This window comes from Bacillus subtilis subsp. subtilis str. 168 (assembly GCF_000009045.1).
GTDB lineage: Bacteria > Bacillota > Bacilli > Bacillales > Bacillaceae > Bacillus > Bacillus subtilis.
On sequence record NC_000964.3, the window covers coordinates 3,095,578 to 3,112,136 of the forward strand.

14 protein-coding genes and 1 other RNA gene are annotated in these 16,559 nt (G+C 44.3%); 7 read left to right on the forward strand and 8 right to left on the reverse strand.

Annotation, left to right across the window (positions count from 1 at the left end; translation table 11 throughout):
* Positions 1-87 precede the first annotated feature (87 nt).
* Positions 88-987: a putative hydrolase gene (ytaP, locus tag BSU_30250; protein ID NP_390903.1), complete on the reverse strand. Its 900-nt coding sequence runs from the start codon at positions 985-987 to the stop codon at positions 88-90.
* A gap of 217 nt (positions 988-1,204) precedes the next feature.
* On the opposite strand from ytaP, the gene msmR reads away from it, so the two are divergent.
* The 5 genes from msmR to melA are packed head-to-tail and all read left to right on the forward strand — an operon-like array spanning position 1,205 to position 6,602.
* Complete coding sequence (gene msmR, locus BSU_30260) at positions 1,205-2,239, forward strand: transcriptional regulator (LacI family) (RefSeq protein NP_390904.1); 1,035 nt, start codon at positions 1,205-1,207, stop codon at positions 2,237-2,239.
* A 33-nt stretch (positions 2,240-2,272) separates the two neighbouring features.
* On the forward strand, positions 2,273-3,553 hold the full coding sequence (gene msmE / locus BSU_30270; protein ID NP_390905.1) for a multiple sugar-binding lipoprotein: 1,281 nt from the start codon (positions 2,273-2,275) through the stop codon (positions 3,551-3,553).
* Positions 3,546-4,457 (forward strand): carbohydrate ABC transporter (permease), encoded by a 912-nt coding sequence (msmF, locus tag BSU_30280; protein NP_390906.1) that lies wholly within the window; start codon positions 3,546-3,548, stop codon positions 4,455-4,457. Before msmE ends, msmF begins: the two co-directional genes overlap by 8 nt.
* Positions 4,454-5,284 (forward strand): maltose and multiple sugars ABC transporter (permease), encoded by an 831-nt coding sequence (msmG, locus tag BSU_30290; protein ID NP_390907.1) that lies wholly within the window; start codon positions 4,454-4,456, stop codon positions 5,282-5,284. Before msmF ends, msmG begins: the two co-directional genes overlap by 4 nt.
* A gap of 19 nt (positions 5,285-5,303) precedes the next feature.
* On the forward strand, positions 5,304-6,602 hold the full coding sequence (gene melA / locus BSU_30300) for an alpha-D-galactoside galactohydrolase (RefSeq protein NP_390908.1): 1,299 nt from the start codon (positions 5,304-5,306) through the stop codon (positions 6,600-6,602).
* 21 nt (positions 6,603-6,623) lie between these two features.
* Here the strand turns inward: melA and ytwF are convergent, their stop codons facing one another.
* From ytwF to ytvB, 4 genes are all read right to left on the reverse strand, one after another.
* On the reverse strand, positions 6,624-6,935 hold the full coding sequence (ytwF, locus tag BSU_30310) for a putative sulfur transferase (protein NP_390909.2): 312 nt from the start codon (positions 6,933-6,935) through the stop codon (positions 6,624-6,626).
* A 116-nt stretch (positions 6,936-7,051) separates the two neighbouring features.
* Positions 7,052-9,466, reverse strand: coding sequence for a leucyl-tRNA synthetase (leuS, locus tag BSU_30320; RefSeq protein NP_390910.1), 2,415 nt, complete (start codon positions 9,464-9,466; stop codon positions 7,052-7,054).
* A gap of 109 nt (positions 9,467-9,575) precedes the next feature.
* Positions 9,576-9,790, reverse strand: an RNA gene (gene tboL / locus BSU_misc_RNA_49) — T-box riboswitch specific of leucine tRNA ligase.
* Positions 9,791-9,892: 102 nt separating this feature from the next.
* Complete coding sequence (gene ytvB, locus BSU_30330; protein ID NP_390911.3) at positions 9,893-10,228, reverse strand: putative conserved membrane protein; 336 nt, start codon at positions 10,226-10,228, stop codon at positions 9,893-9,895.
* Between the two features lie 404 nt (positions 10,229-10,632).
* Between ytvB and blrA the strand changes: the two genes are divergently transcribed.
* On the forward strand, positions 10,633-11,418 hold the full coding sequence (gene blrA / locus BSU_30340) for a blue light GTP-binding receptor (protein NP_390912.1): 786 nt from the start codon (positions 10,633-10,635) through the stop codon (positions 11,416-11,418).
* Between the two features lie 236 nt (positions 11,419-11,654).
* On the opposite strand, the gene yttB is transcribed toward blrA, so the two are convergent.
* Positions 11,655-12,848, reverse strand: coding sequence for a putative efflux transporter (yttB, locus tag BSU_30350; RefSeq protein NP_390913.1), 1,194 nt, complete (start codon positions 12,846-12,848; stop codon positions 11,655-11,657).
* Between the two features lie 188 nt (positions 12,849-13,036).
* Between yttB and yttA the strand changes: the two genes are divergently transcribed.
* Positions 13,037-13,783, forward strand: a complete 747-nt coding sequence (yttA, locus tag BSU_30360) for a hypothetical protein (protein ID NP_390914.2) — start codon at positions 13,037-13,039, stop codon at positions 13,781-13,783.
* A 36-nt stretch (positions 13,784-13,819) separates the two neighbouring features.
* Here yttA and bceB read toward each other — a convergent pair whose 3' ends face one another.
* Positions 13,820-15,760, reverse strand: coding sequence for an ABC transporter (permease) (gene bceB / locus BSU_30370; protein ID NP_390915.1), 1,941 nt, complete (start codon positions 15,758-15,760; stop codon positions 13,820-13,822).
* Positions 15,750-16,511: a bacitracin ABC efflux transporter (ATP-binding protein) gene (bceA, locus tag BSU_30380; RefSeq protein NP_390916.1), complete on the reverse strand. Its 762-nt coding sequence runs from the start codon at positions 16,509-16,511 to the stop codon at positions 15,750-15,752. The genes bceB and bceA overlap by 11 nt, the downstream gene beginning before the upstream one ends.
* Positions 16,512-16,559 lie beyond the last annotated feature (48 nt).

The following is a 16,559-nucleotide window of genomic DNA, read 5'->3' on the forward strand; positions in this document are numbered from 1 at the left end:
AGAAAGGATCGATTTATGGCAGTTGGTTAAAAGGAAACAAAAAGACCGTTTTCACACAAAACGGTCTTTTTCGATTTCTTTTTACAGTCACAGCCACTTTTGCAAAAACCGGACAGCTTCATGCCTTATAACTGCTGTTTCGAAATGTCCCGAAGCAGAACGGACCACTCGGTAGCAATCAGCAGCTCCCTGTCCAGCATAGACAGCTGTCAATTCTTTTTCGATTTTGTCCACGCCCTCAGCCGGCGTTAACCGATCGTGTACACCAACAAGACTAAGGTGCGGGCGCGGCGCGATCAGGCTTTGGATCTCCGATGCGGAAAAATGCTTTGCAAGCGATGGGACGTAATAATAAAAGCCGTGCCTGTCAAGATTCTGTGTTTTGATCAGCACGTGATGATCCACCTGGCTGCACAAATCCACACACACCTTAATCCGGTCATCGAGCGCCGCTGTCCACCACGCCATCAAACCTCCCATAGACATGCCGATGGTTCCGATCCTGTCAGGCTGAACATCAGAGCGTGACTGCATATAGTCTAACGCACTTAAACTGTCATAAATCATCATCCCCCACATCACTTTTCCGGTGAGAAGCATTTCTTTAAATATCTCGCTTTCCGCTTTTCCCCGCCGATCTCCAAACCCCCAATGATCAATCGCAAGAACGCCGTATCCGAGTGAAGTAAGCTCATCAGAAAAAGAAGGCGTTTTCAAATAATCCGCTCCCTCAATCAGCTCACTTTTTCCCCTATCATACTGGCCTCCATGCGAATGCTGAAACAATACGGCTGGGCACGGTCCTTCTGTTTTCTTCGGCTTCACAAAATAAGCGGGCGCCTTTTCATGTCCATTTAAATCGAGCAGGAGCGTTTCAACGATATTTTCTTCTCTTTCTTCAATACGTAATGTCTCAACACTGATTGGCCTCCGATCAGGCAAATCACCAAGCAATCGAAACAGTTGCTTTCTTCTTTCGGCTCTCATCCCATCACCCTTCCTTATTCGCTTACTTCACATTTACGAGACAGATCTGGGTTCCCCTTTATTTTTCCAACATAAATCACATCATTTACTAAATATTTAGTAAATATTATGGAATATTTCGAAAACAATTATTGTAACCGCTTACTTTTATATGATAATATCAATTTATCAAAAACAGATGAGTTAATATTTTACTAAATAGATGAGAGGGATACCCATGGTTCGTATTAAAGATATCGCCTTGAAAGCTAAAGTTTCCAGCGCAACTGTGTCCAGAATTTTAAATGAAGATGAGTCGCTTTCTGTTGCGGGCGAAACGAGACAAAGAGTCATCAACATCGCTGAAGAGCTTGGTTATCAAACCGTTGCCAAACGCCGAAAATCCCGCGGGCAAAAACAGCGGGCTCAGCCGCTGATCGGTGTGCTGAGCTGTCTGTCCCCTGATCAGGAAAGGCAGGACCCTTATTTTTCTTCCATTCGGAAAGGGATTGAAAAGGAATGCTTTGAACAGGAAATTTTCATTACAAATTCGATTCATCTCGGCTCCTTTCAGGAACATATCTTTCGGGAATTGGATGGTGTCATTGTCATCGGCCGTGTTCATGATGAAGCGGTTAAGCATATCAGCGGGAGGCTGGAGCATGCCGTATTTATCAATCATTCACCAGATCCGCAAGCATACGATTCGATTGGCATCGATTTTGAATCGGCTTCACGCCAGGCGATTGATCACCTTTTCGACTTAGGCTACAAACGGTTAGGCTACATTGGCGGACAAGAAAAAGAGCATACGCTGAAGGACGGCCAAAGCATTCGCAGAACGATTGAAGATAAACGCCTGACCGCTTTTTTGGAGTCAGCCGCCCCCCAGCCTGAGCATGTGCTGATCGGAGAATACAGCATGCGTGAGGGCTATCGCCTGATGAAGAAAGCAATCGATCAAGGCCATCTGCCGGAAGCATTCTTTATTGCCAGCGATTCTATGGCGATCGGCGCATTAAAAGCGCTGCAGGAAGCCGGACTGCAAGTGCCGCGGGATACCGCAATCGTCAGCTTTAACGGCATTGAGGAAGCTGAATTTGCCAGCACGCCTTTAACGACGGTGAAGGTATACACAGAGGAAATGGGCCGGACAGGCGTAAAACTGCTGCTTGACCGTCTCAATGGCCGAACGCTTCCTCAACATGTCACCCTGCCTACAACATTAATCGTAAGACAAAGCTGCGGATGTACAGCAAAGGAGGTGACATAAGCAAAGATTCATCACGATGATAAGGAGGAAAAGATGAAACACACTTTTGTTTTATTTCTCTCTCTTATTCTGCTTGTTCTGCCCGGGTGTTCAGCAGAGAAAAGCTCAGCAGATACCGCAAAAAAGACGTTAACCATTTATTCTACAATGTCAACCGACAGTGAAAGAGATACGTTCAGAAAACTAGCGGCAGCATTCGAAAAGGAACACAGTGACATTCATGTCAGCCTTCATTTCCCAGGCAATGACTATGAAAATATGATGCGTGTCAGAATGGCGGCCAATGATTTGCCAGATCTATTCGATACACATGGCTGGGGGAAAATCAGGTACGGAGAATATACAGCGGATCTCCGGGATATGAAATGGACTCAAGATCTTGATCCCAATTTAAACAGCATCCTCAAAAATAAAAGCGGAAAGGTGTATGCCTATCCAATCAATCAGGCAAAAGACGGTCTGGCGTATAATCGCAATATTTTAGACCGTTACGGCATTGCTCCGCCGGAAACCATGGATGACTTTATCAAAGCACTGAGAACGATTAAAGAAAAGAGCAAGGGAAGCATTGTTCCCTTCTGGTTTGCCGGATATGACAAAAGCTCATTCGCCCAATATTACGACCAATTCGCTACACCTCTTCTCATCACAGACCCTGCCCATAATGAAAAAAAACAGCTCATCAACGGCACTTTTCAATGGAGTAAATTCACTTATTTATCAGAAATCCTCAAACAAATGCAGAAAGAAAAATTGATCAATATCGACGCCGTCACGGCAAAAAAATCACAGCTCATTGAATTAATGGCCCAAAACAAAATCGCCTTTACAATGCAAGGCGGCACACTCGGCCAAGACGTTGCCCAGATCAACCCGAACGTCAAGGTCGGCATTATCCCGACACCTGCCATCCATCCCGGTGATGACCCGATATGGATCGGCGGTGAACGCTACACCCTTGCAGCATGGAAAGATTCGCCTCAATTAAAAGAGGCAAAAGATTTTATCGCATTTATGGCCCGCCCGGCCAATGCCAAACAAATGGCTGAAGCCACATCGCTTCCTTCAGGGCTGACCAATGTGAAAGCTGATATTTTCTACGCAAACGATTATGAGTATTATCAAGATGTCAAAGTCGAGCCTTACTTCGACCGGTTATACTTGCCAAACGGAATGTGGGATGTCCTGGGCACGGTTGGGCAGGAGCTCGCGGCTGACATTTTGGCGCCTCAAGACATTTCGCAGAAGCTGGGAAGAGAATATAAACGACTCCGGGAGCAATCCGAAACACAGGGAGCTGAAAACAATGAGTGAGATCGCAAGGGACGTTCATGTGAAACAGGTTAAGCCAAAAAAGCAGTCCTCACTTTGGTGGATGTACATTCCTGCTTTGCTCTCCGTTCTGGTCTTTATGATTTACCCGTTTGTGAAAGGCACATTGATTACCTTTACAAACTGGAACGGATTTTCACAAGTCTACCAATGGGTTGGATTCGCGCAATATGAAAGGCTGTTTTCTGATCCTGATACTTGGCATATCTTAAAAAACACGCTGCATTACGGGCTTGGCAGCACCTTTTTTCAAAATGTGGTCGGGCTTCTGTACGCTCTCCTCTTAAATCAAAGCATTAAAACGAAAGCGGTAACAAGAACAATTGTGTATTTGCCGGTGATGATCAGCCCGCTCATTATGGGCTACATTTGGTACTTTTTCTTCTCCTATGACGGAGGCGCGCTCAACGATTTGCTCGGGGTCTTCGGCATCAGCCCTATTAATGCGCTCGCCAGTCCCTCGCTCAATCCATGGATCATTGTCATGATTAACACCTATCAATATGTCGGGATCGCTATGGTTGTCTACTTAGCCGGTCTGCAAAGCATTCCGAAAGACTACTATGAAGCGGCGCAAATGGATGGCGCGAAACAAGGCCAGCAGTTTTTTACCATCACGCTGCCGCTGTTAATGCCCTCCATTACCATTAATATAGTCATCAACATTATCGGAGGCTTAAAGCTGTTTGACGTCATCATTGCACTCACCGCAGGCGGCCCCGGAAATGCGTCACAATCCATGTCCACGTTTATGTATGATTTGTATTTCAAACGGCAGGATGCCGGCTATGCCGCAACGCAAGGCATATTTATGGCATTTGTCATTTTGATCATCAGCTTTTGCGCGCTTGCGTACTTTAAAAGAAAGGAGACGGAAATGTCATGAGAGCCGCCCGTACAAAAAGCATGCGGATCATTACGCTTCTTGCAGCCATTGTGGCCTGTGCGCATTTTATTCCTTTTTATATCCTGCTGACCACTTCATTGAAAGCAAAAGGAGACTACAGTTCGAAATGGATATTTCCAGCCGACATCTCCTTTCATAATTTTTCAGAGGCGTGGGAGCGCGCTTCGCTAGGAAACTCTTTTATAAACACCATGATCATCACAGGTTTTTCTGCCTTGTTATTAATTATATTCGGCTCACTTGCCGCCTACCCGCTTGCCCGGCGGGAAACGAAACTGAATAAAGCCGTTTTTGCCTTGCTGATTTCCATTATGATCATCCCTCCGTTAACGTCCATGGTTCCTTTGTACCGAATGGTCGTGGACGCCGGAATGGTCAATACACACGCAATCGCCATTTTCATCAATACAGCGGCTTACATGCCGTTAACCGTATTCTTATATTCAGGCTTTATCCGATCGACCATTCCAAAAGAGCTTGTAGAAGCCGCAAGAATTGACGGTGCAGGCATGCTGAAAATCTTTTTTACGATTGTGTTTCCTCTGCTGAAGCCGATCACTGCGACCATCTGTATCATTTCTTGTGTCTTTATTTGGAACGACTATCAATTTGCCATTTTCTTTTTACAAGATCAAAAGGTTCAGACATTAACAGTAGCCATGGCAGGTTTTTTCGGAGAAAACGCAAACAACCTTCATTTAGTTGCCGCAGCGGCACTTATGGCAATGCTGCCGATGGTTGTTCTGTTTTTGGCGCTGCAAAAATACTTTATTGCCGGCCTGTCTTCCGGAGCGGTAAAGGGTTAACATTAAAGGGGGAAGCAATATGAAAAAGATTACATTTATCGGTGCAGGGAGCACGATTTTCGCCAAAAATGTTTTGGGAGACTGCCTGTTAACAGAGGCACTGAATGGATTTGAGTTCGCTCTTTACGACATTGATCCCAAACGCCTGCAGGAATCCCAGCTCATGCTCGAAAATCTAAGAGACCGTTATAACCCAAGTGTGGCCATCAACAGCTATGATGACAGAAAACTCGCCTTGCAAAACGCAGGCTATGTCATCAATGCGATTCAGGTTGGAGGATACAAACCGAGCACAGTCATCGATTTCGAGATTCCTAAACGGTATGGGCTGCGCCAGACGATCGCCGATACAGTAGGCATCGGCGGGATATTCAGATCTCTCAGAACAATCCCGGTCTTATTTGATATCGCAAAAGATATGGAGGAAATGTGCCCTGACGCATGGTTCTTAAACTATACAAATCCAATGGCCACTCTTACAGGCGCCATGCTCCGCTATACCAATATCAAAACAATCGGGCTCTGCCACAGTGTTCAAGTGTGCACGAAGGATTTATTTAAAGCTCTCGGAATGGAGCATGACGGAATTGAGGAACGCATTGCGGGCATTAATCATATGGCTTGGCTTTTGGAAGTCAAAAAAGACGGCACAGATTTATATCCAGAAATCAAAAGGAGAGCGAAAGAAAAACAAAAAACAAAGCATCATGATATGGTGCGGTTTGAATTAATGGATAAGTTCGGCTATTATGTCACGGAATCGTCCGAACATAACGCAGAGTATCACCCGTACTTTATTAAACGGAATTACCCTGAACTGATCAGCGAGCTGCAAATCCCGCTCGACGAATATCCGAGAAGGTGCGTCAAGCAGATTGAAAATTGGGAGAAAATGCGGGATGATATCGTCAATAATAAAAACCTTACGCACGAACGCTCAAAGGAATATGGTTCAAGAATTATAGAAGCAATGGAAACAAACGAACCATTCACCTTCGGAGGAAACGTCTTGAATACAGGGCTGATCACCAACCTTCCTTCAAAAGCGGTTGTGGAAGTGACATGCGTCGCCGACAGAAAAAAAATTACACCGTGCTTCGCCGGAGAACTGCCTGAGCAGCTTGCAGCCTTAAACCGGACGAATATTAATACACAGCTGATGACAATCGAAGCGGCTGTCACACGAAAAAAAGAAGCGGTTTACCAAGCTGCAATGCTTGATCCGCATACAAGCGCGGAGCTTTCCATGAAGGACATCATCTCCATGTGCGACGATTTATTTGCAGCACACGGCGATTGGCTTCCGGAATACAAATAAAAACTAGGGGACCGCTCTCCCCTAGTTTTTTGGTTTTGTTTCGCCTTCCCAGGCCATCATGCCGCCTTCAACATTGACTGTTTTAAAGCCTTGCTCATCCAGGTACTTGCAGACGTTCATGCTGCGCATTCCTGAGCGGCAGATAAATACGTACTCTTTGTCTTTATCAAGGGTTTCCATTTTTTCAGGAATATCCCCCATGCGAATATGAACGGCTTGCGGGATCATGCCTTCCGCTACCTCTTCATCTTCTCTGACATCAATTAAATATAATTCTTCGTCCGCCTCAATTTTTTCTTTCAAAGCGGCTGTGCTGATTTCTTTTATTTCCAAAGAAAACACTCCTATTCACAGTGATCATGTTCAGTATATCAAAGTCAGCCGAACGATTGCTATTCTGAGACTGATGAAAAAAAATCCCCTTTTGGCAAAGGGGATTTTTTCTAGGCTTAGTTTGCCACAATATTGACAAGCTTCCCAGGCACCGCGATGATTTTCCGAATCGTTTTGCCTTCAAGCTGCTCTTTGACCTTTTCATCTGCTTGAGCAAGCTGTTCCAGCTGTTCTTTCGTTGCATCGGCAGGAACCTGTAATTTCGCTTTTACTTTTCCGTTCAGCTGAACAACGATTTCAACTTCATCATCCACAAGTTTTGTTTCATCATATACAGGCCAAGCTTCGTAGGCAATTGTGCCGGAATGGCCAAGCTTCTCCCATAGCTCTTCCGCTAAGTGTGGCGCGACAGGAGAAAGAAGCTTCACGAAGCCTTCCATATATTCTTTCGGCAGTTCTGTTGCTTTATAAGCTTCATTAATAAAGACCATCAGCTGGGAAATACCCGTGTTGAAACGAAGGCCTTCATAATGGTCTGTGACTTTCATGACCGTTTCATGATAGACGCGCTCCAATGTTTCACCCGCGCCTTCAACGATTTTTCCATTAAGCTCACCGCTGTCTTCAATAAATAGGCGCCATACACGGTCAAGGAAACGGCGCGCACCGTCTAATCCTGATTCAGACCAGGCGATTGAAGCATCAAGAGGTCCCATGAACATTTCGTACAATCTCAGCGTATCAGCACCGTGAGAGGCCACGATTTCGTCAGGATTGACAACGTTCCCTTTAGATTTACTCATTTTTTCGTTGTTTTCGCCGAGAATCATTCCTTGGTTGTACAGCTTTTGGAACGGTTCTTTCGTCGGCACTACGCCGATATCATAAAGGAACTTATGCCAGAAGCGGGCATACAGAAGGTGAAGCACGGCATGTTCTGCACCGCCGATATACATATCGACCGGAAGCCATTTTTCCAATTTTTCTGGTGATGCCAGCTGATCCGGATTGTGCGGATCAATATAGCGCAAGAAATACCAGCAGCTTCCCGCCCATTGCGGCATTGTATTCGTTTCTCTTCTTCCTTTTTTCCCTGTCTCAGGGTCTGTGACTTCCACCCACTCTTTAATGTTCGCAAGCGGTGATTCGCCCGTTCCGCTCGGTTTGATTTCATCCGTTTTTGGCAAAATCAGCGGCAGCTCCTCTTCCGGGACAGCTGTTGACGTTCCGTCTTCCCAATGAATGACCGGAATCGGCTCGCCCCAATAACGCTGGCGGCTGAAGAGCCAGTCACGAAGACGGTACGTCACTTTCTTCTCACCGTTTTTCGTTTCTTCCAGCCAAGCGATCACTTTTTCAATCGCTTCCTGTTTGTGAAGGCCGTTCAGGAAATCAGAGTTCACGTGCTCGCCGTCGCCAGTATAGGCTGCTTCCTCAACGTTCCCGCCTTTTACGACTTCCTTCACCGGAAGGCCGAATGTTTTGGCGAATTCAAAATCACGCTCATCGTGTCCTGGAACTGCCATGACAGCACCTGTTCCGTATGATGCAAGAACATAATCCGCAATCCAAATCGGCAGTTTTTCTCCGTTTACAGGATTGATCGCATACGCTCCTGTAAATACGCCTGTCTTTGTTTTCGCAAGATCTGTGCGTTCTAGGTCACTCTTTGATTGAATTTCTTTGATATAAGCTTCAACAGCTTCTTTTTGCTCTGCCGTTGTGATGTTTTCCACCAATGCGTGTTCCGGGGCAAGGACAGTGTATGTAGCGCCAAACAGCGTATCTGGTCTTGTTGTAAACACTGTAAAGGAATCATCATGTCCATCTATAGCAAAATGAACGTGAGCGCCTTCCGAACGGCCGATCCAGTTGCGCTGCATATCTTTAATGCTTTCCGGCCAATCAAGCTCTTCCAAGTCCTCAAGGAGCCTGTCCGCATAAGCGGTGATTTTCAGCATCCACTGCTTCATTGGGCGTCTCTCTACCGGATGGCCGCCGCGTTCGCTCTTGCCGTCAATGACTTCTTCGTTGGCAAGAACAGTACCGAGCGCAGGGCACCAGTTTACAGGCACTTCGTCAACGTAAGCAAGGCCTTTTTCGTATAGCTTTAAGAAAATCCATTGCGTCCATTTATAGTATTCAGGGTCAGTCGTATTGATTTCGCGATCCCAGTCATATGAGAAGCCAAGCGCTTGAATTTGGCGGCGGAAGTTATCAATATTCTGCTTCGTAAACACAGCGGGGTCGTTCCCTGTGTCAAGCGCGTACTGTTCAGCTGGCAGGCCGAATGCGTCCCAGCCCATTGGATGAAGGACATCATAGCCCTGCATGCGCTTCATGCGGGACAGAATATCCGTAGCTGTGTATCCTTCAGGATGGCCGACGTGCAACCCAGCTCCAGACGGATAAGGAAACATGTCCAGCGCGTAAAATTTTTGTTTTTCATTATTATCAAGAGTGGCAAATGTTTTGTTTTCAAGCCAATATGTCTGCCATTTCTTTTCTATCTCTTTGTGCTGAAAACTCAAAGTAAAAACCTCCTTCTGATTGAATACGGCGTGTATGGTTCAAGTATTGACGGGAAGGAGAGGATTATATTCAGAATATTCCCAAACTAAAAAAAACTCCCTCATCCCAAAAAGGGACGAGAGACTTTCGTTTTCCCGCGGTACCACCCTCGTTAGCGCGGCATACGCCGCACTCACTTGATACTTTTAACGCAGTTATGCGTCAGCGGCTTTTCACCGCTGCAACTCTGAGGTGAGTTCGGAAACAAACTTGATTGACTTTCACCAGCCGTCAACTCTCTGCAACAATATCTGTTTCTTACTGCTCCTCTTCATTGTTCTTATCGCAACCGTAATCTAACTGTATTTTATAGAATTCTGTTCATAAGTGCAAGCAGGTTTGTATACAATGGGAATGTACCCTGAACGGGCGGAGATTGAGGACAATTATTCGGGTGGAGTTTTGGTTTGACGTTTGGACTCGGCCGGTTCGCCGCCGCTGTTCAGTTCTCTCACAAAGTCAAAACTTCTGAGAACAGCTTCACCGCCGTAGCCTGAGATAATGGATAAGATGACAAGTTGAATTCCTGAATCGGGGTCAGCGGATAATACAAGTAAAATGGAAGCCGTCATGCCGATAAACCAATCTTCCAAAAATCCAAGGTAGATAAACCGCTTCGTCATTCTGGGCTTCTCCAGCCTGCCTCTCTTTTTCACATGACCGAGAATCCCCATGATTCCTCCAATTACACAAGCAATGAGTACCTGATGCAGCATCTTCATCATCACCTTCCTAAAGCCCTTATTTCGTAAAGCGACTTCAGGCCATCCAGCCCCCTTAAACGATTCCGATGATTTTCGATATCTACATACCGGCAAATCTGTAAAAAGCTTGTTTCTTCCATTATATGTGAACACATGATCGGTAAGCTTGATGCATTGGATTCATTTTTCACCCAGTGACATTGACCTAGTCACCTATTTAGCATGTAGAAAACCTTTCCGTTCATATGTTCAAATTCTGTTCTTATTTTTAGTGTATACGAGGACAAGCCCTAATGACAAACAACAAACTGCACTTGCTTGAATCAGAACATGTGTTGTGCTACGGTTACTGTAGAATTCATTTTTAAAAAGGGGAATATCAGGCTTTCGCATAGCAAGCTGACGGCCTAAGGGGGATTTATATGGCTAGTTTTCAATCATTTGGGATACCAGGACAGCTGGAAGTCATCAAAAAAGCACTTGATCACGTGCGAGTCGGTGTGGTAATTACAGATCCCGCACTTGAAGATAATCCTATTGTCTACGTAAATCAAGGCTTTGTTCAAATGACCGGCTACGAGACCGAGGAAATTTTAGGAAAGAACTGTCGCTTCTTACAGGGGAAACACACAGATCCTGCAGAAGTGGACAACATCAGAACCGCTTTACAAAATAAAGAACCGGTCACCGTTCAGATCCAAAACTACAAAAAAGACGGAACGATGTTCTGGAATGAATTAAATATTGATCCAATGGAAATAGAGGATAAAACGTATTTTGTCGGAATTCAGAATGATATCACCAAGCAAAAAGAATATGAAAAGCTTCTCGAGGATTCCCTCACGGAAATTACTGCACTTTCAACTCCTATTGTCCCGATTCGCAATGGCATTTCGGCTCTTCCGCTAGTCGGAAACCTGACAGAGGAGCGATTTAATTCCATCGTTTGCACATTGACGAATATCTTATCAACATCCAAAGATGATTATTTGATCATTGATTTATCCGGATTGGCCCAAGTGAACGAACAAACGGCCGACCAAATTTTCAAGCTGAGCCATTTGCTGAAATTGACCGGAACTGAGTTAATCATTACTGGCATTAAGCCTGAATTGGCTATGAAAATGAATAAACTGGATGCCAATTTTTCGTCGCTGAAAACATATTCAAATGTAAAGGATGCCGTTAAAGTGCTTCCGATTATGTAAAAAGATCCCGCTCACCCAGCTGGATCTTTCAGATTGTTGACAAAATCCTAAAATGGTTTTCATTTTAGGATTTTGTCATCTTTTCAGCGTGATTGAAAACCCTTGAAGTCTAGGAAGGACGAGCATAGGAGCGGAGCGAATGTTCTAATTCGTGAGCACCGAAGCGCAGGCCTGACAACGAATGCGAGGGTTTGTCGACACGCTGAAAGATCCCGCTCATTCGGCGGGATCTTTTATTATGAAGAGATTGATGCCTGCTTATTTGTTTCTTTAGCTGATTTTATCCGTTTGTCATATAGAAGCGTTGTGGCAATACTGATCAGCAGCAATACCAACAGAGATAAAACAAGAGCCCTAATGCCGTAATGATCGACAAGCACTCCTCCGAACAGGGGACCAATCATTCTGCCGCCTGTCGCCGCACTGTTGACAAAGCCTTGATAAAAGCCTTCTTTCCCTTTAGGGGCAAGCTGATTGGCAATAGTCGGCACAGCAGGCCAAACAAGCATTTCTCCGATAGTCAGGATCACCATCGCAGCGAGAAACATCGGAAATTGCTTTGCAGTCAGCAGCATGCTGAAAGACACAATAAAAATGATAAAGCCGATGACCATTTGCGCTTTTAGCGACTCGGCCCATTTTTTCACCACAAAACTGACGAGCGGCTGGCCGAGCACAATGAGAATTCCGTTAACCGTCCACAGCACGCTGTATAAGGAAAGAGATATTCCAATGCTTTGTGTGTACGAAGCAATTGTGGTTGACCACTGAGAATAAGCCAGCCATCCGAGTACATAGCCTCCGCTTAAAATGATCAGTGCGGCAAATTTTGCTTTGCTGTTCACAGCATCATAATCAAGCACGGATGTTTGGGATGCATCGCCCGTTTGAATATTTCGAAATCCGAAATATACAATAAAGAAAAAGATCAGATACAATACGGCATTTGCCAAAAATACATATGAAAACGAGAAAGATGCCACGACACCGCCAAGCGCTGAACCAACGGCCACGCCCGCGTTTTGCGCGACATATATCGCATTAAATGCCTTCCTTCCCCCTTCAGGCCATACCGATCCCGCCATTGCGTAGCTTGCCGGAAAAACAACACCGGAGCCAAAGCCCACAATCGTCAGCAGCACAATATAGGCTGGCCAATCATGAAAAAAGACAAGACCCATCAGGCTTGCTAACGTAATGGCTATCCCAAGCATAATCGATTTAAAACCGCCGATTTTATCAAACAAAAAACCTCCGCATAAATTGCCAGCCACACTGGCGCCGGAATTCAGCATCAGGACAAGTCCGGCTACTGTTAACGACTTTCCTAAATGATTATGGATATAAATCGTATTCAGCGGCCATAAAAAAGAAGCACCCGTCACATTGATAAACATTCCAATGACTAAAATTTTAAGAGCACGCGGCATACTCATCCCCCTTTCTTACCTAAAAAAGCTCATGAAAAAAACGAAACCTAAAACGGCTCCGTACGAATCCAGTTATCATAGCACATTCATTCTATCTGTCTCTCTCACATTTTTCAACTGATGAGCGTGAAAAAATCTAACAAATATTGTTTGAAAAATGTAAAATAAATAGAAAAAGGGGTCATATTATGGAAATGGTATTAGCATTCTTAGGTTTTCTGGCATGTCTCATTGCACTGGGCTATGGATTATATCACCTTGTCAGATATGTACTGAAAAAGGAAAAACGTTTCTCAAAGAGACTTTTTTGGCCGCTTTTCATTGGAGGCCTTGTGCTGCTCTTTACCGGGGCAGCATTGGCAGAACCTGACACTGCCGCAGCAAATGCCGAGAAAAAATATTCAGCGCTAAACGCCGAATATAAAAACCTCACAAAAGAGCACGAAGAACTTGAGAAAGAATATAAATCTGTCAGCTCTGAAGCAAAGAAATTAAAAGACAACAAAGAAGATCAAGACAAGCTTGAGAAGCTTAAAAACGAAAATAGCGATCTAAAAAAGACTCAGAAATCATTAAAAGCTGAGATTAAAGAGCTTCAAGAAAATCAAAAGCAGCTCAAAGAAGATGCAAAAACGGCAAAGGCTGAAAATGAAACACTTCGACAAGATAAAACAAAGCTTGAAAATCAATTAAAAGAGACGGAAAGCCAAACCGCCAGCTCTCATGAAGACACTGGAAGTTCTTCAAACAATACGAGTAAAAGTGATGAAACCAAAACAGCTGACAAAGCAGAAGGCTGTAATATCAAAGGAAGCAGAAACGGCATCTACCACACGCCAGGCAGTACATACTACGACCGGACAACCGATCCGGCTGAAATGTTTTGCTCAGTTGAAGAAGCTGAAGCCGCCGGTTATCGGGCGCCAAAACGATAAACAAAAAGCTCCAGAATGTCTGGAGCTTTTTCTGTTTCACAACGACGATTTAATGACCTTCTTATAATAAAGAACTGACAGAAAACCAAAAATGGAGTAGAGCGCAGTATATAACACCATCACCATAATCATAGGCGCCCATACCTCTGATCCGAATAAGAACCAGCCGGATTGGACGGCAAAGTAACTGTGGAAGAGGCCGACAACGAGCGGAATGCCGAAGTTGTACATTTGTTTGATGCGTATCCCCTTTATCAGGTCGCCCTGCGTAAAGCCGAGTTTTCTTAAAATTGTATAGCTCGGTTTTTCATCTTCACTTTCACCCATTTGTTTAAAATAAAGGATACAACCTGATGTAATCAGGAACGTTAACCCTAAGAAGCCGACGATGAACATCACCATACCAAACAGTGATTTTTGCGCAGCGCTTGTATCTAGTCTTGATAAATGCTCGTTTTTCTTGTTCACCTGTTGAAAAAGCTCATTTGCTTTTTCCATTTGATCGTCATGTTTCACATTGACGCCGATAAATGTAGATTGCGCCAGCTGAATGCGGGGGTCTTTATCCTTGTCCAGCTGTTTAAACAGGCTGTCATCCACAATGACAGCGGGCATGCCCCCGCTTGTAAACGTGTAGGACACAAGAAACTCTTCTCTTAATCCTTTATATTTTAATGGCTGCGTCTCGTGCTTGCTTTTTACTTTAATAACACCAGAGTCCTTGAAAACCATTATTTTTTGCAGCAAGTCGGTGTATCCTGAGAAAACGGCTTCTCCAGCCGCCACATCGACTCCTTTTACATCTTTGTCGCTAACAACAGCAAGCTGCATATTGCCGGGATCGCCCTGCATCTCTTTCGGAGTTCCATCCATAATATTTGCAATGTCAACATTTGCTTGCAGGACAGGTGTTGCCTTTTTTACAAACGAGATGTTGCTTTCCCTCAATTTGTTTTCAAATAACTTGGCATCTTTCTCATTCATGAATGAAAAATCAGCCGCTACATTTTGTTCAGCGGTCTTTTCCGACGAGTAATACGAGATGTAAGCAAGAGATAACAGCCCGATGGCGAGCGCTGAAACGGTTGTAATAATCGTCAGCAGCAGCGCATTCGATTTCATTCTGAACATGATCGAAGACAGTGACAGAACCTCAGAAATATTTAAGTAGCCGCCCTTGCTTTTTCGAATGATATTCGAGATAAACGTAACTGATCCTTTATAAAACAAAAACGTCCCGATAATGACGCTCCCCAGAATGAAGCTCATCGCAACAAACAGTTCATTAATGGTCTTAAATTTTCCGCCAAACAGCTCAGAAGACACATAGTATCCTGTCAAAATCAACACGATGCCTAAAGCGCCGATCAGCATTTGGAAAAATGATATTTTCTTCACTTTGTCTTCAGTGGAGGACGTTACTTTAAACAAAGATAAAATACTCTGTTTTTTGATAAACGTATAATTCATGATCATGATCAAAAGGTAAATGCCGCAGAACACAATGACCGTTTGGACCAAGGCCTGCTCAGAAAAATGCAGTTTCGCATCCGCTTTGACATCGACAATTTTGAACAGAATCATCAAGACAAGCTTCGATATCGAAAACCCGGCCGCTACCCCGATCGCTAATGAACCGAAATACAGCATGACATTTTCTGCACTTAAGATGCGAAAAATTTTATGCTTCGTCATTCCAATTAATTGAAACAGCCCGATTTCTTTACTCCGTCTCTTAATAAAAATCGTATTGGCATATAAAATGAAGATCGCCACTACAGCCACAAGCAAAATCGAAGCGGTTTTAATAGCCGCGGCTCCCTTGATTGAAGCCTTCACTTCGTTAATTGCTGGATCATACTGCAGCGTGACAAAGGCGAAATAAAGCGCCACGCTAAAGATGAGCGCAAACACATACAAATAGTAATTCCGGAGATTCTTTTTCAAATTTCGCAGGATGAGCTGATTAATGTTCATGCTGCACCCCGCCTAACACGCCTTGCGTTTTCATAATATCCTGGAAAAACGTTTGCCTGTCCTGGCCCCCTTTATTCAGCTGTGTATACATTTGCCCGTCCTTAATAAAAATGACTCTGCCGCAGTAGCTGGCAGCGACGGGATCATGGGTAACCATAATAATCGTCGCGTTGCGTTTTTGATTGAGCTGGCTCAGCTTATTTAATAGATCGGAGGCCGATTTCGAATCGAGCGCGCCGGTCGGTTCATCAGCGAAAATAATGCTCGGGTCATGAATAAACGCTCTTCCAGCGGATGTTCTCTGCTTCTGGCCGCCGGAAATTTCATTCGGGTATTTATCCCGCAATTCATATATTCCCAGTTCCTTGGCAACTTCCTCAAACTTGCGATTGGCTTCCTTTTTTGATAGTTTCGTGATCGATAAAGGCAGAAGGATATTCTCTTTCACTGTCAATGTGTCTAACAAATTGTAATCCTGAAAGATAAAGCCTAAATGCTGTTTTCTAAATTCAGCCAGCTGCTTTTCCTTCATAGCCGTCATGTCATTTCCATTAATATGAATGGTTCCGTGACTGACCTGATCGATTGAGGACAGAACGTTGAGCAAAGTGGTTTTTCCCGACCCGGAAGCACCCATAATACTGACGAATTCGCCCTTTTCAATGTGAATATCGATGCCCTTCAGCACTTCCTGTTTATTCAGCTTGTTTCCATAACTTTTTCGAATTTTATTCGCTTCTAAAATCACCATTTACGCAGTCTCCTTTATATTGGATAATCTCATTATAAAAAGGAATGC